Annotated in this window: 14 protein-coding genes, 1 tRNA gene and 2 pseudogenes; 5 read left to right on the top strand and 12 right to left on the bottom strand. The window is 46.0% G+C overall.

The window, feature by feature from the left end; translation table 11 throughout:
- Positions 1 to 451: 451 nt before the first annotated feature.
- From QT974_RS03685 to QT974_RS03675, 3 genes are all read right to left on the bottom strand, one after another.
- Positions 452 to 1216: a Uma2 family endonuclease gene (locus QT974_RS03685; protein ID WP_333467168.1), complete on the bottom strand. Its 765-nt coding sequence runs from the start codon at positions 1214 to 1216 to the stop codon at positions 452 to 454.
- A 190-nt stretch (positions 1217 to 1406) separates the two neighbouring features.
- On the bottom strand, positions 1407 to 2801 hold the full coding sequence (gene asnS, locus QT974_RS03680; RefSeq protein WP_333467167.1) for an asparagine--tRNA ligase: 1395 nt from the start codon (positions 2799 to 2801) through the stop codon (positions 1407 to 1409).
- Between the two features lie 110 nt (positions 2802 to 2911).
- A complete protein-coding gene (locus tag QT974_RS03675) occupies positions 2912 to 3277 on the bottom strand; it encodes a DUF2203 domain-containing protein (RefSeq protein ID WP_333467166.1) in 366 nt (121 codons plus the stop codon).
- A gap of 119 nt (positions 3278 to 3396) precedes the next feature.
- Here QT974_RS03675 and QT974_RS03670 point away from each other — a divergent pair, with 119 nt between their 5' ends.
- The gene (locus QT974_RS03670) at positions 3397 to 3672 is read left to right on the top strand and encodes a DUF6439 family protein (RefSeq protein WP_333467165.1); all 276 of its coding nucleotides are present in this window, start codon (positions 3397 to 3399) and stop codon (positions 3670 to 3672) included.
- A gap of 240 nt (positions 3673 to 3912) precedes the next feature.
- Here the strand turns inward: QT974_RS03670 and QT974_RS03665 are convergent, their stop codons facing one another.
- The 3 genes from QT974_RS03665 to QT974_RS03655 form a co-directional block, all read right to left on the bottom strand.
- On the bottom strand, positions 3913 to 4392 hold the full coding sequence (locus QT974_RS03665; RefSeq protein WP_333467164.1) for an ATP-binding protein: 480 nt from the start codon (positions 4390 to 4392) through the stop codon (positions 3913 to 3915).
- 101 nt (positions 4393 to 4493) lie between these two features.
- Positions 4494 to 4661: a hypothetical protein gene (locus QT974_RS03660; protein ID WP_333467163.1), complete on the bottom strand. Its 168-nt coding sequence runs from the start codon at positions 4659 to 4661 to the stop codon at positions 4494 to 4496.
- Between the two features lie 59 nt (positions 4662 to 4720).
- Complete coding sequence (locus QT974_RS03655; protein WP_333467162.1) at positions 4721 to 4873, bottom strand: hypothetical protein; 153 nt, start codon at positions 4871 to 4873, stop codon at positions 4721 to 4723.
- Positions 4874 to 5086: 213 nt separating this feature from the next.
- Here QT974_RS03655 and QT974_RS03650 point away from each other — a divergent pair, with 213 nt between their 5' ends.
- Entirely contained in the window at positions 5087 to 5980 is an 894-nt protein-coding gene (locus QT974_RS03650; protein WP_333467161.1) for an alpha/beta fold hydrolase, read from the top strand.
- A 638-nt stretch (positions 5981 to 6618) separates the two neighbouring features.
- Complete coding sequence (locus tag QT974_RS03645) at positions 6619 to 7041, top strand: ribosomal maturation YjgA family protein (protein ID WP_333467160.1); 423 nt, start codon at positions 6619 to 6621, stop codon at positions 7039 to 7041.
- A 92-nt stretch (positions 7042 to 7133) separates the two neighbouring features.
- Here QT974_RS03645 and QT974_RS03640 read toward each other — a convergent pair whose 3' ends face one another.
- Positions 7134 to 8249 carry an N-acetylmuramoyl-L-alanine amidase-like domain-containing protein gene (locus tag QT974_RS03640; protein ID WP_333467159.1) on the bottom strand — a complete coding sequence of 372 codons (1116 nt, stop codon included), beginning with the start codon at positions 8247 to 8249 and terminating at the stop codon, positions 7134 to 7136.
- Positions 8250 to 8429: 180 nt separating this feature from the next.
- Between QT974_RS03640 and QT974_RS03635 the strand changes: the two genes are divergently transcribed.
- Positions 8430 to 9872, top strand: coding sequence for a serine hydrolase (locus QT974_RS03635; RefSeq protein WP_333467158.1), 1443 nt, complete (start codon positions 8430 to 8432; stop codon positions 9870 to 9872).
- A gap of 153 nt (positions 9873 to 10025) precedes the next feature.
- Here the strand turns inward: QT974_RS03635 and QT974_RS03630 are convergent.
- The 3 genes and pseudogenes from QT974_RS03630 to QT974_RS34710 form a co-directional block, all read right to left on the bottom strand.
- Positions 10026 to 10097: transfer RNA gene (locus QT974_RS03630), tRNA-Gln, on the bottom strand.
- Positions 10098 to 10198: 101 nt separating this feature from the next.
- Positions 10199 to 12148: pseudogene (locus QT974_RS03625) on the bottom strand (ATP-binding protein); the annotation flags it as partial.
- A gap of 249 nt (positions 12149 to 12397) precedes the next feature.
- Positions 12398 to 12979 (bottom strand): annotated as a pseudogene (locus QT974_RS34710) (GAF domain-containing protein); the annotation flags it as partial.
- Positions 12980 to 13855: 876 nt separating this feature from the next.
- Here QT974_RS34710 and QT974_RS03620 point away from each other — a divergent pair.
- Positions 13856 to 14245 carry a response regulator gene (locus tag QT974_RS03620; RefSeq protein ID WP_333467156.1) on the top strand — a complete coding sequence of 130 codons (390 nt, stop codon included), beginning with the start codon at positions 13856 to 13858 and terminating at the stop codon, positions 14243 to 14245.
- A 155-nt stretch (positions 14246 to 14400) separates the two neighbouring features.
- Here QT974_RS03620 and cheB read toward each other — a convergent pair whose 3' ends face one another.
- Positions 14401 to 15492 carry a chemotaxis-specific protein-glutamate methyltransferase CheB gene (cheB, locus tag QT974_RS03615; protein WP_333467170.1) on the bottom strand — a complete coding sequence of 364 codons (1092 nt, stop codon included), beginning with the start codon at positions 15490 to 15492 and terminating at the stop codon, positions 14401 to 14403.
- 116 nt (positions 15493 to 15608) lie between these two features.
- A complete protein-coding gene (locus QT974_RS03610; RefSeq protein ID WP_333467155.1) occupies positions 15609 to 18110 on the bottom strand; it encodes a hybrid sensor histidine kinase/response regulator in 2502 nt (833 codons plus the stop codon).
- Positions 18111 to 18184: the final 74 nt, after the last annotated feature.

Below are 18184 nucleotides of genomic sequence, written 5' to 3'. Positions count from 1 at the left end.
CGCCCAAATGCTACGCCCCTACATATACATTTCGACTTTTGCAAGAGATCTATTGTGCGGTCGATTTTATTTGTGGATTTTGGATGTATCCACACCCTACGGTGAACTGTATTTGGTAGGGTGCCCATCTTTGAGATTGTCGCTGTTGTTTGTGAATCTGCGATCGCGACCCACCCTACGGCTACTTAGCAAGGCTACTCCTCCTGGAAGATTATGGATAGAGGAAAAAAATACCCAGTTCGATCGTAACAAGCATAAACTCCATCAGATGTGTGGTGAGAGTCAAGTCGAATTTACAATTTTTCCTGGCTATTGTATGGATTCCTTTGTTTTCAGACCAGCTTTAGTTTTCACAAAATGAGGAGCAAGGATTGCATTTTAAAGTGTTGTCACCGTCAAGGACGAGCACCGAAAAAACAGTAAAGTATCACGCCCACAACATCCTGGCCTTTCATCCCAGCCGATCGGGATCGACACCCAACTCGCGCAACTTTGCAGCCAATACGTCCGCCCGCTGGCGTTCCTGTTCGGCCCGCTGACATTCCTGTTCGGCCCGCTGACATTCCTGTTCTGCTTGTTCCGAACTCCACAGCAGCAAATTTCCAGCTTCATCCCACCAGCGCAGCCAATTCATAGTTTGTCCCAAACGTTCCCCCCGCCAAATCCCCAGCCGCAAATCCAACTCTGGAATCCCCACCCGTCCGTCAGCATCAGCAGTCTGGGTTACATAACTCCCATTTTGCAGATACCGCACTTCCAAGTTGGGATCGTAGGGGTCGTAGGTAACATAGGTAGGAACTTGCAAAATCTGCTCGTAGAAGTAGAGCTTACCGTAGGGAGGAGTCGATCGCACAGACAATTCGCCGTAATCTTCATTAGACAAAAACTCCATCACCACCGATATCGGCGCACCCTCCAGATTCGGCGTGTAGCTGCGGCGAATCGTACCCTCTGCGACTCGATGCACTTGCGGCACGTAAAACCAATCGGGTGCTTTAACTACAGTTTTCTGATTGATAGTCGCTACCAGTCCAAAATTGGAACCGATAAGGGCGAGTCCAATGCGTCCAGCGGCCCCCAGAGCATCGGTGAGAGCAGCCGCAAGAGGTGGTTGTTGAATATTTTCCACGGGATCGTCCGGTAATACAAAGTCGGCTGGTAGGGCTTCCCAGGTGACAGTTGGTGCTTTGGAACTCGACGAAATTTGAAGTACCATTAGCCTATACCATTTGAGATTTTAGATTTGAGATGGGAAAAGAAGACGCTCGCGGTTGAAACCGCGTCTATACAGACCAAACCCGAGCGAGCGAGGGGTTAAAGAACGCGCTGTGAAGATTATGTTATTATCTTTACACCGCGGAGGCGGACTTTGTTTTTGTAGGCGCGGTTTCAACCGTACGTCCTATCTAAAAATCAATAGTCAAAGGTGCTCTCGGAAACGGAATCACATCCCGAATATTTCCCATTCCTGTCATAAACTGCACCAACCGTTCAAATCCCAAACCAAAACCAGCGTGAGGGACAGTACCGTAGCGGCGCAAATCCAAATACCACCACAATTCCTCCTTATTCATACCCTGAGCTTCCATGCGCCGCTCCAACACATCCAGCCGTTCTTCCCGCTGGGAACCGCCGATAATTTCCCCAATATTCGGAGCCAAAACATCCATGGCTCGGACGGTTTTCTCGTCATCATTTAAACGCATATAAAATGCTTTAATCCCGACCGGATAATCGCTGACAATGGTCGGCTTTTTAAACAAGTCCTCAGCTAAATAGCGCTCGTGTTCCGACTGCAAATCCAAGCCCCAACTGACGGGAAAATCAAATTTTTTGTCGGCTTTTTCCAAAAGTGCGATCGCCTCCGTGTAAGTGATCCGCTCAAACTGATTGTTAATAATATTTTCAGCATTCGCCAAAACAGTTTTATCAATCCGCTCGTTGAAAAACTCCATATCCTCCGGACAATGCTCTAAAACAAAGTTAAAAATGTACTTTAAAAACGCTTCAGCTAAATCCATATCTCCCTGCAAATCGCAGAAAGCCATCTCCGGTTCAATCATCCAAAACTCAGCCAAATGCCGCGAAGTATTGGAATTTTCCGCTCGAAAAGTCGGGCCGAAAGTGTAAACATTGCCGAAAGCCATCGCCATAACTTCGGCTTCCAACTGCCCGCTAACTGTTAAATAGGCGCGCTTTCCAAAAAAGTCTTTCGCATAATCAACTTCTTGCGAATCAGTGCGGGGCACATTCTTTAAATCGAAGTTAGTAACGGCGAACATTTCCCCCGCACCTTCGCAGTCGCTAGCAGCCAGAATCGGAGTGTGAACCCACAAAAAACCGCGTTCTTGAAAAAATTGGTGTACCGCCGCCGAACAAGCATTGCGGACTCTAAAAACTGCACCGTGGGTGTTAGTGCGCGGCCGCAAATGCGCGATTGTTCGCAAAAATTCTAAGGAATGGCGCTTTTTTTGCAACGGATAAGTTTGCGGGTCTGCTTCGCCGTAAACTTTTACTTGTGAAGCTTTCAACTCAATTCGCTGTCCTTTCGCTGGTGATGCTACCAGCACTCCTGAAACTTCTACAGATGCACCTGTATTGATTTGTTTGATGATTTTTTCAAAGTCTGGCAAATCCGTATTATTGATCACTACTTGCAAGTTAGCCATCGCCGAACCGTCGTTGACTTCGACAAAGGCAAATTCTTTTAATTCGCGTTTAGTCCGCACCCAGCCTTGAACCGTTACAGTTTCGTCAGGTTCCCCACCGCGCAAAATTGCTGCAATTCGTTGATTAGTCATTATATCCACTCCTGTTTATTTAATATTTTGCACCACAATTCTCTTGTTTCTCTTCCTCTGCGCCCTCTGCGCCCTCTGCGGTTAAAAAAAATCAAAAATCATCACATAATTCAACCGACATAGGATTTCAACATCCAACCCAGCAAAATGCCGAGTCCCCCAAAGCGAACTGCTTGCCAAAAAGGTTGTTTTATGCTTCCCCAAGAAAACAGGCTGCTTTCGAGATTCAACTCGATCGTTTCCAATTCTTGCTCAATTTCTCGCAATTCTTTCTTGAGTTGCGGTAATGGATTTTGGCGCACAGATTGGCGGACATCTTCGCGCAGGTTGCCGAGCTCGGCTTGGCGCTGGCGATCGCACTGAATCTGAGTGTAACGCTCTTTGACTGCTGCGAGCGATCGCTCCACAGATGCGATCGCCTGTACAAACTCATTTTCTGACTCTTCCCGATTTAACTCTGACGGCTGTTGAGGCATTTCGATCTGCAAACCTGACAATACTTTAAAAAAACCGATTCACTATTTAGTTGTTATTATGTGCAGTATATTATTTTTTCAATTCAGAAACAGCAGCCAAATCCGTATAATTGCCAAATATGCTTGAAACTACACAAACAACCCAAACTGTCAACCTCAACGATCTCAGCACAGTAGAACTGGCTCAAGCCCTAGCAGCCCGCCTCGCCATTTCCGAAAGAGATTGGCACCGCCTGAAAACCAACCGTTCCGCACGCGCCGGAGAGCAAGCCGCGGCCGCTTTGGTTTTTTTGCTCAAAAATCAGCCCGAAGAAGCCCTACCGCGCTTAAATCAAGCAGCAGGATGGTTAGATCGATCGATCTCTGCACCTCCGTGCCCGACTCACGGCAAATAATTTTGAGTCTTGAGTGAAATATTGGATCTGTGGCTCAAAACTTAGACAATCGCGCCGCTCGATCGAGCAGCGCGATTGCGAGCTAAAAAAGATTTATACTTTTCTGACTCAAAACTCACATTTTGGATTATCATCAACTATCAATAGCCAGAATATCAAAATTTTAAATCCCAGATTCAGCCCGGGAACTAAAAAATTTGCACTTCTAGCTTATGTGAATAATCTTGCCAAATATCAGTTTTAGCGCAAGCGAGGCAGTCGGTAGCGACTAGGAAGTTCTTTGCACAGTCGTAACTCTGTACCTTGAGAATTCCACTCTACCCGATCGAATATTTGGTAAAGAATAAACACCCCCCTACCACATTCTTGTTCAACATCCGGTAGTGCAGAATTATCTGCAACATCACTCTCGCAATTATCGAGATAAAGGTCACAGCCGCAAGGGGCCTTAAAGCCACAACCTTCATCCGATATCACCCACCAATATTCGTTTTGAACGATCGAAAAACGGACTCCAACAGTTTTACCGGGGTCTAACTTGTTTCCATGCTTAGCGGCATTTACCAAAGCTTCTTGAAGCCCCAACCGTAATTCCGCTTGCCAGTGAGCCGGAACCTCTGCTAGGAGCAGATCCAAAATAGGACAAAGGTATAGGGTAGAAGCGAAGCTAATCGTAATCCAATTGCGTCCGACGACCGGACGGGGTGAAATAGCAATCACTCAGAAAACTCCCTAACTCTCAGGTGGATAAAATTCACACCCTGCATAGTTGGCTCCCTAATATTCAAAATGCTAATTAATTGAGCTGCGCTGCTCTACTTCTATCTTAGAGTATCAAAGCCGTTAAGAAAAGCAAAGCCGATCGCCAAATATTCTGAGATTCTCAGAAACCGAAGCTGGCCACTACCAGTAATTTTACTTAGAACTTCTACCTGAAGTCGGATTTTTGATGTCGGCTTTTGCCACCACAGCCAAGCTGTTCCCTGCATCCATCAGCCGTCAACAGTTCACTAGCAAACGATCCCCACCTTGAAACTCTCCTAAATATCTATGAAAAAGTCGATCCCTTGACCTCCCCCCATCCGGCTCGCCGATCGCCCCCCATCAGGCTCGCCGATCGCCCCACAATTCCTACTTGCCGATCGAGATCGCACTTATCATACCTAGGTGTATTGCCGCCAATACCCAATATATTTCCCATATACCGATAGCACACCGAGATCCCACTGCTGCGGCCTTTACCAAATCAATATTTGTTACAAAACTTATTTACTCTCATGGATCTCGCCCGCCCTCGCGCAACTCGGACAAATTGACGTATCCCTTGCTGGGAGAACCCCAGCTCGTTGTCAAAACTTTATAAATCTGAACGTCGCGATACAATAGTTAAAGTAAATACTTATTTCTTTACATTATGCAAACCACCCCAGCCATCACCGCAGCCCCCATTCCAGGCACCTACTGGCAATGGCGGGGCCATTCAGTTTACTATGTGCGGTCGAGCGATCGGCATCCCGAACGCCCTCCCCTGCTGTTAATTCACGGTTTTGGAGCATCCACAGACCACTGGCGCAAAAATATCAGCGGGCTGAGCAAAGACTTTGAAGTGTGGGCGATCGACCTAATCGGATTCGGGCGATCGGCAAAACCCGAAATCCAATACAGCGGCGACCTCTGGCGCGACCAACTCCACGACTTCATCACCACCATCATCGGCCGGCCCGCCGTACTAGCCGGCAACTCCCTCGGAGGCTACGCCGCCTTGTGTGTCGCAGCAGGGTGCCCCGAATCAGCAGCCGGACTGATCTTAATAAACAGCGCCGGCCCCTTCAGCGAACCGCAGCCCGCACCCGAAGCCCCGCCGATGCAAAAAGCCATATCTGCTGTAGCTAAAACCTTATTTCAGCAAGATTGGGCAAGTTGGATGCTGTTCCAATACGTACGCCAGCGATCGACAATTCGGAAAACCCTAGAAAAAGTTTATCTCGACCAAAGCGCCATCACAGACCAATTAGTAGAAGAAATTTACCAACCATCCTGCGATCCCGGTGCGCCCAAAGTATTCGCCTCCGTATTCCGGACGCCCCAAGGCGAAAAAATCGACGTATTGCTGAGTCAATTAACCTGTCCGCTGCTAATGTTGTGGGGAGAAGGCGACCCGTGGATGAATTCTACAGACAGAAGCGCCAAATTTCGCCAACACTATCCGCAGTTAACCGAACACTTTATCAAAGCCGGTCACTGTCCCCACGACGAAGTACCAGAACAAATAAACGAACTGATTCGCGCGTGGATAATTGACCAATAGTCGATCGGCACATAGATGATTTTCCCCGTCCTTCCCCTACCTCGGAGCGGGGAAAATCATCCGATTTGTGCAAAAAATCTATGTATTGTCCGAACACAAACCCGATTAATTTAAACTAAAATATTCTGAAAATACCGAAACCACAACCTGCTTAAAAACTCAACAAAATTATATTCAGTAGCGCCGGAAATCGCAGCCACACCCAACAATCAAGCCACCGCCACATTCAAATAGCACAAAAACTTTTAGATAAAATCTGCACTTGATGCCGATTTTTAGTTTCGGATGGTTCCGACAAACACTGCTGTCGCAGCAGCGAAGAGTGGTTACAGTTAGAGGTTTGCTACTCGGGAAACTACAAAAGTGCTTGAAACAAATTATTCAAAAAATCACTCCGGGTTCAAATTTGTTCGTTGTCATCTGACAATTTTATTCTTGAAGCCCTATTCTAGATAGCTTCGTATTAAATTAGCATTGCTGAATAATGGCTGAAATTGTTTAAAATATATGCAATCAATATCGTGCGGAGTGCAATATTTATGCTCGCCGCCTACTCGCTAAATTTATAAATTTAAAAAAACACTTTTTTGAGCAATACTAATTAGAGACAAGTGAAACTAAGCTTCCAATGATTTTCAATGAAAAAAATATCACTTTTCAATCGCGCACATCCCTTTTTTAACTATCGAGTTGCACTTCTGCTGACCATCATCCCCGTTTTAATCATCGGTTTAAGCAGCGAATTCTATTCTGGCCCGGGACGAGAGTTTTTTAACGATTATTTTGGAGATTTCCTTTACCAAATTTTCTTGATTTTGCTAATTAGCTTCATATTTCCCCAAATCGATCCGAGTAAAACTGCATTGGGAGTTTTCATTTTCAACTGCATAGTTGAATTTAGCCAACTGTGGCGGCCTGCTTTTTTGCAAGCGATTCGCGCTACATTATTTGGGCGTTTGTTCCTCGGGAGCGGTTTTTCTTGGGAGGATTTTATTGGTTATTTTTTAGGATGTACTTTGGGGTGGGTTTTGGTGGTTTGGCTGAAACAAAAAATTAGATAATTTGCCCCTTTGTCAAACCTCGATTGGGTTGGATCGTTCCGACTGAGCGTCCTTTATGAATTCGGACTCTTAGTCAGAACGATCGAACCAATTTAATTAGGTGTTTTCGCTCTGGCTACTACAATGCCGATCGCACTTTCCACTCTGCTAATATATCTGTGTAAGTCGTAAGCAACTGTCACAGCCCCAGCCGGCGAGGCATGAATCAAACCCAGATTCCCGTCTGCATTCCTGTACACCAAACCCGTGTGGGTGACATCCAATCCTTTGACATCCGTGGCTACCGCCACAATATCCCCTGGTTTTAACTGGGAATAAATACTTTTTATCTGAGCGGTGGGGATGTAATTAACAGTTGTTTTGGCTAATTCTGCTTCGACGCCGACTATGCACTGATAAGTCGCTTCGTCTTCGATCATTTGCGGGTAACTGCTGCGGTGCTGGCTCATGAAGTTTAGTTGTTTGTTCATCGGGATTCCGCCCAATTGAACGGTGATGTTTTCTACAGTTTCGCGTTTTTGATTGTCGTTAATCCATTCCGAAAAATAGTGCAATCTGCTGCAATAACCGTTGAGTTTACCGTTTAAATACCGCTGTGATTCTAAGCGATTTACAAAATTTTGATATTCGTAATCTTTGACTGCTACGCCTCTGGCGATCGCCACGACTGTCTCGACAAACAAAACGCAATCAAATTGATTCAATGTGACGATTAACTTTTCTTCGCCGGATTTGTCCAGCAAACCCTCGGTGTAGGGTTTTCCTAGGAAATTATCGGCGATCGCCTGGACGATTTCTCCGATCGGGCGATCGGGCAAATTTTGTTGTTTTGCATACTGGACAACTTTTTCAAAACGTGCTACGTCTTCGGGTATGGCAGCAATTTCTGTCTCAGTAATCCTCTCGGTACTACTTGAGTCCGGTCGTCCCGCCAGCACCTCCAGCAATTGGGAAGAGGAAATTTCTGTTAAATTGTTGAAATCCCAAAACAGACTCGGCAAACTGAAAACTGTTTGTTTTTTTGTTGCTTCGGGATTTTCGCTTTCTCCCGTCAACTGAGTCGCTGCATCGGGGCCGCGTCTTTCTGTTTGTCTGGAGGTAACTTCTCTGGCTGGCGGGGACTGAAAAGCCCAAACATGAGGTATCAAATAATTATTCGTGCTGGCCACCGCCAATCCAAAAACTGCCAGACTCCAAAAATTTCTCATGTGTTTTAAAGGACTTTGCTTCAACTGAGTGCTATCCTGAAAATTTTACAATTACTTAGAAGTCTCAATCACCCTAGCAGACCGATAAAATTGCTAACAGCGGACTCGATCGACACCCTTGTCATTTAGACGCCGCCCTATTATAAACTGATCGTGCGAGTTTGATACCACAACACTGTAATGCAAGTAGACCGCCGACGCCGCCCCATTGGAACCCAACGCCCTGTTCAGCCCCGACGCCAAAGCCAGCGTCGGGTCCCATCTCGTCGCCCTATCCAGACCCTACGTGCAATAGATATCTGGCAAAAGTCGCTCTCAATTCTTAAAATTATCTGCGATCGCCTGCGTTCATCTGCTTTGTATCTGCACTTGAGCGATCGATCGCAGATTTATGCAAAAAATCTAATTCAACCCCGACGGCAAAATCAACAGCGCCCAGTCCACCCGCGACGGCAAAACACCCAGGGCCCAGTCCCATCTCGTCGCCGAGTCAGGACGAAATTTTCTCGGCTCAAATACCGTAACATTTTGTGTTTAATTGCCGGGGCGATCGCGTTCTGTTGGCTGATCGCCATGCCCTTCAGAACTCGCCGCCCCCCAGAACCGCCAGCGATATTGCCTCAAGAGGCCCTCTCGCCGCCGACAATTCAAACATCGGAAAATATAGTCGATGTTCAAAGCGATCCTACATTCAGCTACAACATCAAAACACCTCCCAATCCTGTTTACTCTCAAGAATTACAAGGGATTGTTGATGAAGCTGTCAAGATTGCCACCACCAAAGGATTGCCCGCAGAATCGCTCTCAATTAGTTTAATTGATGTCAGCAATTCCCAAAACCACACCTTTGCCGGATATCAAAATCAAACTCTGAGATTTCCCGCTAGCGTTGCCAAGTTATTTTGGATGACTGCCTTTTACTCAGCCATTGAAAAAGGCATAATTACCGAAAGAGAATATCGGTTTAAAAACGATCTAGAACAAATGATTCGCATCTCCAACAACGATGCGGCAAGCAGAATTTTAGACAAAATCACAGCTACAGAATCCGGGGGAAAGCTTGCAGGAGAAGAATTGCAAACATGGCTAAAAAAACGCAATCAAATTAACACATTTTTCCAGTCAGCAGGCTACAACAACATTAGTATAACTACCAAAAATTATCCCATATACTATTTAAGGCAAGAACAGCCAATCGGTCGCGATTTGCAATTGCGGGGCAATCCTTCTCAGCCGATTCGCAATCAAGTAACTACCGACCAAGCCGGAAGATTAATGTATGAAATATATACAAGGCAAGCAGTTTCGAGTATCGCCAGCCGCAAAATGGCTTACTTGCTGACGAGAGATTTAGAGCCTAAGGCTTGGAAAAATGACCCTAGTAACTCGATACAGGGATTTCTCGGCGAATCTTTACCAACTAATATTTATTTTGGTTCCAAAGTTGGCTATACTTCTCGTTCCCGTACCGAAGCTGCTTTTGTCAGAACTTTAGACGATCGCGCGATTTATATCTTAGTCGTTTTTGCCGACCATTCGGCTTATGCCAAGGACGAAACAGCTTTTCCGGCGATTTCGCGATACGTGTTCGATCGGCTCAACGCTCGCGGCCCGGGCAGTTGACAGCGATCGCACGGGCGATCGAACAACCACAATAAAATTTGGTCGTTCCTTCGGACTCTAGTTCTCAGATGAAGAAGGACTCAAGTCCTGACTACAAACCAATGAGTCAGGACGAAGAGTCCTCTTTCATCAACAATCCCAAAAATACTTTAACTGGGGCGAAAGGATTCGAACCTCTGAATGGCTGGACCAAAACCAGCTGCCTTACCACTTGGCGACGCCCCAACGTCTTAACCTTCATCATCTTAACATTCAAACACCGGAATCTGTCAAGCATTTTGACAATAAAACTTAAAAAATATTTTTCCAACCGATCGCCTGCGGGTTTATTCCTTGAGGCCCACGGGGCGGCACAGGGGGATCTCGATCCTGAACTCCGCTCCCTGTCCTGGTTCCGAGATACATTTCAAACTGCCGCCGTGTTTTTCCACCACAATTTGGTAGCTGATAGACAAGCCGAGTCCGGTACCCTTACCAACTGGCTTAGTGGTAAAGAAAGGGTCAAACAAGCGCAATTTTGCTTTTTGGGCCAATCCCGGCCCGTTGTCGCGAATCCGAATCACGGCAAGTTGACCGATCGACTTTCCTGACTCGCTTGGCTGGGAGTCACAGGGCACCACCGCCGTCGAGATGGCGATCGTCTTGGGTGCGGGCTGAGGTTCCAAAGAGTCGATCGCATTCCCCAAAATATTCATAAAAACTTGGTTTAGCTGTCCGGGATAGCACTCTACCTTAGGCAAAGCGCCGTAGTCTTTAATTATCTCAATTCCCGGTATCAGGCCGTTGGACTTTAAACGACTCTGCAAAATCAGCAGCGTACTGTCTATCCCTTCGTGAATGTCAACTGGCTTCATCTCGGCTTCGTCGTGCCGCGCGAAGTTTCGCAGAGACAGGACAATTTGCCTGATGCGTTCGGCTCCCATCTCCATCGAAGACAGAATTTTCAGCAAATCGGGCACGACAAAATCAATATCGATTTCTTCGCTTTTGTCGAGAATTTCCTCCCCCGGCTCCGGGTAGTGCTTTTGATACAAGCGCAGCAAATCCAGCAAATCTTTGACGTACTGCTCGCAATAAGTCAAGTTGCCGTAAATAAAATTAACGGGATTGTTGATTTCGTGGGCAACGCCGGCGACCATTTGACCGAGAGAGGACATTTTTTCGTTTTGGATGAGTTGAGCTTCTTTCTGCTGCAAACTCTGCAAAGTTTCGGTGAGTTGGCGGGCTTGAGTTTGAGCGGCTAAGGCGGCTGCTCGGGTTTGGGCGTAAAGTTCGGCTTGGTCGATCGCGATCGCCAGTTGGTCCACCACCGCTTGCAACAATTCCACTTCGCTCGCGGCCCAGGAACGGCTGGTGCTGTAATGGTTGCAAACTACCGCCCCCATTTGACCCGAGCGAGTTTTGAGCGGCAGCAGCAGCTTAGAAACAATCCCGACACCAGTCAAAAAATCTCGGGTGGGGGGTTCGATGCAGGGTGCGGTTTTAGCGTCGCCGATCCTGAGGGTTTGGCGGTGGCAAATTTTATCGGCTAGCAGGGTTACTTGGTCGATCGGATATTCTGTGAGCCGATCGTTGAGTTCGGGATTTGCCGCCTCGTGGGTCATCGCAAAGCTAGGCTGTCCCTGCCGCGAGACTGAGTACCACAAAAAGTAACACTGGTCAACCTGCAACAAGCTGCGAATCTCGTTCACAGCCGTATCTAAAATTTTGTCGAGGTCGAGGGAATTTCGCATCTGGCTGGCGAGGCTAAATAGCAAGCCTTCGCGGCGGCTCAACAATTCTTCTCGGGCCTTGACGCGATCGATCGCTACGGCGAGGGCGTTAGCCATCCATCCCAGAACTTCTAGAGCTCCGACGGCTAGGGCTTGGGTGCTGCACAGAGCCATCACTCCCACCAGCCGCTCCTCCACAATCAGCGGATAGGCCATCGCCCAAAGGGACGGGAGCGAAAGCAGGAACACAGGAGCTGCGGGGATTTTTCCTGCTTTGGCTCCTACCCAATCTTCTATTTCTGTTTCCCACTCTTGGCTGCTGAGTCCTGAAGTTGCCTGCAATTCTAGACGTTCTGTCTGCGGGTTAAACGTCCAGATACTCGCCCCAGAGGCGTCTATATCGTCTACCATTGCCTCCGTGCAGCGGCGGAGCGTGACCGGTATTGTCCCGCCTTCTCCGAGGGCTGCACCAATTTTTGCTTGCAGGGTTCCCAAGCGCGATCGCTCCTGTAGCCAGTCTGCCGTTGGTTGGCAAGCGGGCGATCTTTCGGGGATTTGTTTGGTATTGCGCCCCATGCACGCTGAAGTTTCGGTCAAATCAGGAGATTTGCCTGTTTCCCCCAGCATCGCGAGCTTTTGTGTGAGAAATATTCTCGTCCTGCTCTCTGGGGTCTGTACTGCCCACAAAAACTCTTGGTTTGAGCGAGCTAATTCCGAGATTTGCTGCTCGTCGGAGGTGATATTTTCTAACTCTGCTGCCTCTTTCTGGGCTTTGACTAATTGCCAGCGCAGCTCCACCAAATTCGCAATTTGCCGCGTCAAAGTTTGCATACCGTCAATCGTTTCTTTTGTCAAGTCTTTTGGTACCGAGTCCATGACACAGAGCACTCCCAGCATCTGTCCGTTTGAGGCAACGACTGGGATACCAGCATAAAATTTCACGAAGGGAAAGGAAACAGTGAGCGGATGCTCGATAAATCGCACATCTGTGGAAGCGTCTGGGACAATGACGGCAGCGGGCGGTTCCTGGCAGCAATTTGCAGGTAGCGCGGCTGCTCCAGCAGGATCGACCGCAGGTTTTTGCAGGGAATTTACGCGGTCAAATTCAGAGACAGAGTTAGAGCCGATCGGGATATCTGCGGCAGTTGGGTCGCTGGCACGATCGCAAAAATTTAGGTAACGGTGGGCAAAAGTTCGATCGATACCCAAGAGCGACTTCAACCAGTGGCCGTTAGCATCAATCAAGCTCAAAAAAGCGATCGGAGTTCTGGCCATTTGAGCAGCCAAGCCCACCAAATCGTCAAAGCAGGCCTCCGGAGCCGATCCCAAAAGTTGATACAAGTCGATGCGATCGAGATCGAAGACTGTTTTACCAAAAGACAAGGGTGCTTTCATCATCTATAACTGCTCATCTAGTTGCTGGCAACCGCCATTCTCAATACTGACGCTGGAAAAACGAGCTATGAATTTTGTGCTGGGAGAGTAAGGTGGGCGCAAGTTTCGCCGAGGCTGCTTCTGCCCAACTCCGACCTACCTCTTGACTGAGATGAAAACTTTTGAGTTATGGAAGTTAGAGCACCACAAATCTAATACTGTAGAAATTATACTTCGACTTGACTATGATTTTGAATACCTCCGGCGGGGTGAACCGTATTGCCTCAGTTGGGACGAACCACCGTTCCCAAATAAATAGCGGATAGCTTACATTGAATTTCATTAAAACTTTAAGTGTATTTTAACAGACTTATCTAATCGTGGGTAAGCAGGCTTGCTGGTAGATTAAAATAATTGGTTTGTGCCACAATACCAGTGCGGTTTACCGGGCTGTGCGGCAGGCAGCTCAACTACAGTGCAAAAATCAAGTACAAAAGATTCCGCAAATGTTAAACTTTGTAACAATAGTTGTTCAAACTCCAGCGTCGAGGGTTTCTGGGATCGGATGCACATTTGGCAACTCTTATAATCGCCGATCGCCCCCTCTGGCAATCCCTATTTTCGAGTTTGAGGGCTTCTAAACAGGGTTGGGGTTTTTACTAACGCTCTCACAAGGTTGGCAGTTATTTGGCAGAGGCAACTATCAAAAAATGACCCACCCAAAAACGGATGCAAGCCCCCGACACTCATGAGAGTTTAGATCCTAATTTTAGAGATAAATTTCAAGCTTCCAGATTCATCTGCCCAGGAAATCTAAAATTATTCAATCTAAAATCGACTGACGGCGGGAATTATGTTTGCTATTTTCAAGAACTATAAATAAACCGGGAGAATCATATGTGTGCAATTAGCAGTCAAGTACCAACTATTTTGGCAGTTGATGATAGCGTTGTGATGCAAGGACTTGTCAAACAAGCTTTAAGCAAAGAATTTCGAGTTCTAGTAACAGACAATGCAGTGGATGCCTTGTCAACGATTTATCACGAACAAATTTCGGTTTTGTTGCTGGATGTTTCGATGCCTGGGATTGATGGATTGGAACTGTGCCGGACGGTGCGCAGCTTGCCTCAATTTCAGAATTTGCCGATCGTCATGCTGACAGCCAGAGATGGAGCTTTTGATAAGGTACAGGGGCGTTTGGCGGGAGCAACCGAGTATTTGACTAAGCCATTTGATGCTGAGAAGTTGCGCGAAGTAATTGGTAAGTTTATCAATCTAAAATCATAAAAGTTACCCGCCCTACATCAAAGAAACAGTTTTTTATATGTAGGGTGTGCTGCCAGCACCAAAAGTGATATAATCCGCGGCTAAAACCATATTTTAACAGTTGCTAATTTCCCAAGCAGATGCAGTCGTGCAAACTGCTATATTTTATTTAAATCCTAAACTTTTAACTTCGCCAACAGCAGAGGAGCGATCGCGGACACGGGCAAAATGTGCTGGGCCGCACCTAGGGCGATCGCCTCTTTGGGCATTCCGAAAACAACACAACTCGCTTCATTTTCAGCAATTGTCAAGCCGCCAACTCGGGCGATCGCCAACATACCCTCAGCACCATCTCGACCCATTCCCGTTAGTAACACTCCCGCCGCCCCGCGACCGTGAAAATTAGCAACTGACTTAAATGTTACCGTTACAGAGGGGCAATGTCCCTCGACAGCATCAGCTTCCGAATAAATAAATCTCCCTTGAGCATCCAATTCTAAATGACGTTTTTCCGGCGGGAAATAAACAATACCAGCTTGTGGAAATTCGCCATAACGCGCTATTTTGATCGGCAGTTTAGATTCAAAACCCAACCAGTCAACCAATCCCTGCAAAAATCCTTCACTGATGTGCTGGATGCAAATTACAGGCACTGGTAAATTAGCCGGAAACTGCGAAATAATCGAGTGCAGCGCTTGCGGCCCACCCGTAGAGGCCCCCACAGCCAATAACTTAATAGTTTGAGAACTAAAATTTTTGTTAGATAATTGGTAATGTTGAATTGGTAATTGAGGAAGATTTTGCCTGGGGTGGCGATCGCCTGTTTCGATTAATCCCAGCCTTTGATGCCGCGTAAATACTTTAATTCCCGACAAAATTTTGACTTTAGCAATTAATTCATTCGCGAGGCGATCGTAGTCAGACGCCAACCCGCCAATTGGTTTGGGGAAAACATCTAATGCACCTGCTTTCATCAGTTCAAAGACATTTTGAGTATCCTTTGCTTGCACAGAAGCACTAATTATTAAAATAGGTAGCGGGTATCTCTTCATCACTTCCTGAGTGAATTCTAACCCGTTCATTTGTGCCATATTCAAATCTGTACAGATGACTTCCGGCTGAATTTTTGGGATCAATTCTAGGGCTTCTAAGCCGTTACAAGCCGTTCCCACAACTTGAATTTCTGGCGAACTATCCAAAATGCGCTTGAGAACGATCGTAGCTACTGGAGAATCTTCTACTAACAAAACTTTAATCGGCGATAACATCATATTATTTGAGATTTTAGATTTGAGATTTTTTTCGGCATGACTAATTGATGTGGCAATTCAGACTCAGGAATTGAGCCTAATTCATTTTGACAATTATCCTACTCTTTCCCCAATTAAACTAACCTTTTCAAGGTTTCGATTAACACATCTTGATTAAACGTACCTTTAGGAATATAAGCATTAGCCCCAGCATCAGCGCCTCTTTTTCGATCTTCATCCGACGCCAAAGATGTCACCAAAATTATCGGTAACTCACTATATTCTTTTTGCTGACGAATTTTAACAGTCAGTCCCAAACCGTCCAAATTAGGCATTTGTACGTCAGAAATCAGAGCATCAAAATAGCGAGTTTTTAATTTATTGAAAGCATCCAATCCGTCTACTGCTGTCACCACTTCATACCCTGCACCTTCGAGGATGCGCTTTTCTTGAGTGCGGGTAGCGATCGAATCTTCAGCTAAAAGTATAACTTGTTTGCGGCTGACAGTCTCAATGGGCGATCGGGCACCCGCCGTCCCGCGGGACAAAACTTGCTGGCGTACAGACTTGAGCAAATCGTGAGGATTGAGCACCATACAAACTTCCCCCGTCCCCAAAATCGTTGCACCTGAAACGTTTCGCACCCGTTTGAGCAATTGACTTTGAGGTTTAATTACCACATCCTGTTCGTCAATCAAAGCATCTATAAATAATCCCAATCTTTCCTCCCCAACTTTCAAAACAATACAAGACATTTTCGGATCGTCTGATGTCAGAGATTCTCCCTTTATTTTTCTGTTAAATTTCATCCAGCTATCTTGTCTATCAACGCGATTATTTTGCAGGAATTCTCTATTGTTCACATCAAGTAAATCTGCCAAATAAGCTACTGACAGTGGTTGGCTATCATAAATTATAGTTTCCTTAGATTCTAAAGAAAATATTTCTGAAGTCGCGATAAACTTGGCCGTTTCAATAAACTCAATCGGCAGCGCGTACGCAATACCTTCAACCGCCACAATCAATACGTTAGCAGTAGCTAATGACGTGCCAATCTGTAGACGAAAAGTGCATCCTTTTCCCGGAAAAGATTCAACTTGAATGCTACCTTTGAGGGCTTCAACATTCGTTCTAACTACATCTAGACCCACCCCGCGCCCCGAGATTTCAGTCACAAATGTTCGGGTAGAAAAACCAGGAGCAAAAATCAGCAATTGTATTTGGCTTTCTGTCATAATTGCAAGTTCTTCACGCGTACAGATGTTACGTTTTATAGCAGTTTGCTTAATGCGATCGAGATTTAGACCCCGACCATCATCAGAAATTTCAATAACAATATTGCTAGCAGTATGGTAGCCTTTAATTCGGAGAGTAGCTGCACGATTTTTGCCAATATTTTCGCGTTCGGCGGGCGTCTCTATCCCATGGTCTATGGCATTGCGAATCATGTGCATTAAAGGATCTTTCATTTCTTCTAAAATGCGTTTATCAGCTCTAGTATCTCCACCTTCGATGACTAATTCAACCTCTTTACCTTCCCGCTTAGCCAAGTCTTTAACTGCTCGGGGAAATAGATTAAAAATAGTAGACAAAGGCAGCAATCTGAGAGTGCGAATTCCAGACTCTAATTCATCGGCAATTAATTCGAGTCTGGTTGTATCTTCATCAACTCTATTTTTCAATCGATTTACTATAATTCCCAGACGTTCTAAACTTGCTTCGTTACGCTGGTAATAACTCTGTAACTGCACGATCGAGGCATTTTCTTGAAGGCCGTTTTTTTCAGATGCTATCTGCTGAAAAACTAACCGACTCATAAAAGCTTCTCTGCTCCAATCTTCCCACAAATTAGTAAGTTTTTCTATATCATTAAATCGGTGGAGCAGCCGAGTTTTGGTGACAGTTAATTCCCCAGCTTGAGTCATTAAATCGTCTAAATTTTGGGTAGCAACGCGAATAGTTTCGATGCGGTAAGATGAGCTAGAAGCAGCGCTAACATTTGTCGGGGAAGTTGGTGTTGCAACTAATCCACTAGCCACAGATGACTTTTGAGATTGCAGCAGCAATTCTTGCTCGGATTGCAGGGTTGAAACAGAGTAATTATTATCTAAGTTAGTGGCCGAATAAGATTCATTATTTATTTGTAGTGGCTCAGTTTCTGAATCACTAACTTGCGTTGTTATTAATGCTGCTTCTGGTATTTGTTCTGAGGATTTTGGCTCTACTGTGGAGGTGGAGGTGGCGGGCTGAGGCTTGTTAGAAGCACCCATCATGCTAGCGAGGACGTAAAATGTATTGACACCAGAGTCTTTACCCGTTACGGCTTCGTCAACGAGTTTGCGCATGGCGTCTAAACCTTGCGAAAGTCGATCGCTAATCTCTGGATTTAGTTGAGTCTCTCCCCGCTTGACACCTCCCAAAATATGCTCTATTTGATGAGCTAAAGAGGCGACATTTTTAACAGCCAGCATCCCCGCATCGCCTTTAAGAGAATGGGTTTCCCGCAGCAATTCTTCTAGCTTAGCTGAATCCCCCGGGTGTTGTTCCAAGTACAGCAATCCATCGTCTAGTTTCTGCAAGTGTTCTTCACTAGCAATTTTAAATACATCTCGGAGTTCTGCATCTTCAATTATCATATTTTTTGGGTAATTGGGAATTGCTGATTGGTAATTGGTAATTAATATTACTTGTTTTTTTTTCCGACTTCACG

It is taken from the genome of Microcoleus sp. BM001215392, assembly GCF_036700185.1.
GTDB lineage: Bacteria > Cyanobacteriota > Cyanobacteriia > Cyanobacteriales > Microcoleaceae > Microcoleus.
The sequence above is the reverse complement of the archived record's forward strand: the minus strand, read 5'-3'. Positions and strand labels throughout refer to the sequence as shown.

What these genes read in the sequence shown, in the direction of transcription:
- QT974_RS03685 (WP_333467168.1), bottom strand. Translation starts at nt 1,216, where the DNA reads ATGGTACTTCAAATTTCGTCGAGTTCCAAAGCACCAACTGTCACCTGG.
- asnS (WP_333467167.1), bottom strand. Translation starts at nt 2,801, where the DNA reads ATGACTAATCAACGAATTGCAGCAATTTTGCGCGGTGGGGAACCTGAC.
- QT974_RS03675 (WP_333467166.1), bottom strand. Translation starts at nt 3,277, where the DNA reads ATGCCTCAACAGCCGTCAGAGTTAAATCGGGAAGAGTCAGAAAATGAG.
- QT974_RS03670 (WP_333467165.1), top strand. Translation starts at nt 3,397, where the DNA reads ATGCTTGAAACTACACAAACAACCCAAACTGTCAACCTCAACGATCTC.
- QT974_RS03660 (WP_333467163.1), bottom strand. Translation starts at nt 4,661, where the DNA reads ATGCAGGGAACAGCTTGGCTGTGGTGGCAAAAGCCGACATCAAAAATC.
- QT974_RS03655 (WP_333467162.1), bottom strand. Translation starts at nt 4,873, where the DNA reads ATGGGAAATATATTGGGTATTGGCGGCAATACACCTAGGTATGATAAG.
- QT974_RS03650 (WP_333467161.1), top strand. Translation starts at nt 5,087, where the DNA reads ATGCAAACCACCCCAGCCATCACCGCAGCCCCCATTCCAGGCACCTAC.
- QT974_RS03645 (WP_333467160.1), top strand. Translation starts at nt 6,619, where the DNA reads ATGAAAAAAATATCACTTTTCAATCGCGCACATCCCTTTTTTAACTAT.
- QT974_RS03640 (WP_333467159.1), bottom strand. Translation starts at nt 8,249, where the DNA reads ATGAGAAATTTTTGGAGTCTGGCAGTTTTTGGATTGGCGGTGGCCAGC.
- QT974_RS03635 (WP_333467158.1), top strand. Translation starts at nt 8,430, where the DNA reads ATGCAAGTAGACCGCCGACGCCGCCCCATTGGAACCCAACGCCCTGTT.
- QT974_RS03620 (WP_333467156.1), top strand. Translation starts at nt 13,856, where the DNA reads ATGTGTGCAATTAGCAGTCAAGTACCAACTATTTTGGCAGTTGATGAT.
- cheB (WP_333467170.1), bottom strand. Translation starts at nt 15,492, where the DNA reads ATGTTATCGCCGATTAAAGTTTTGTTAGTAGAAGATTCTCCAGTAGCT.
- QT974_RS03610 (WP_333467155.1), bottom strand. Translation starts at nt 18,110, where the DNA reads ATGATAATTGAAGATGCAGAACTCCGAGATGTATTTAAAATTGCTAGT.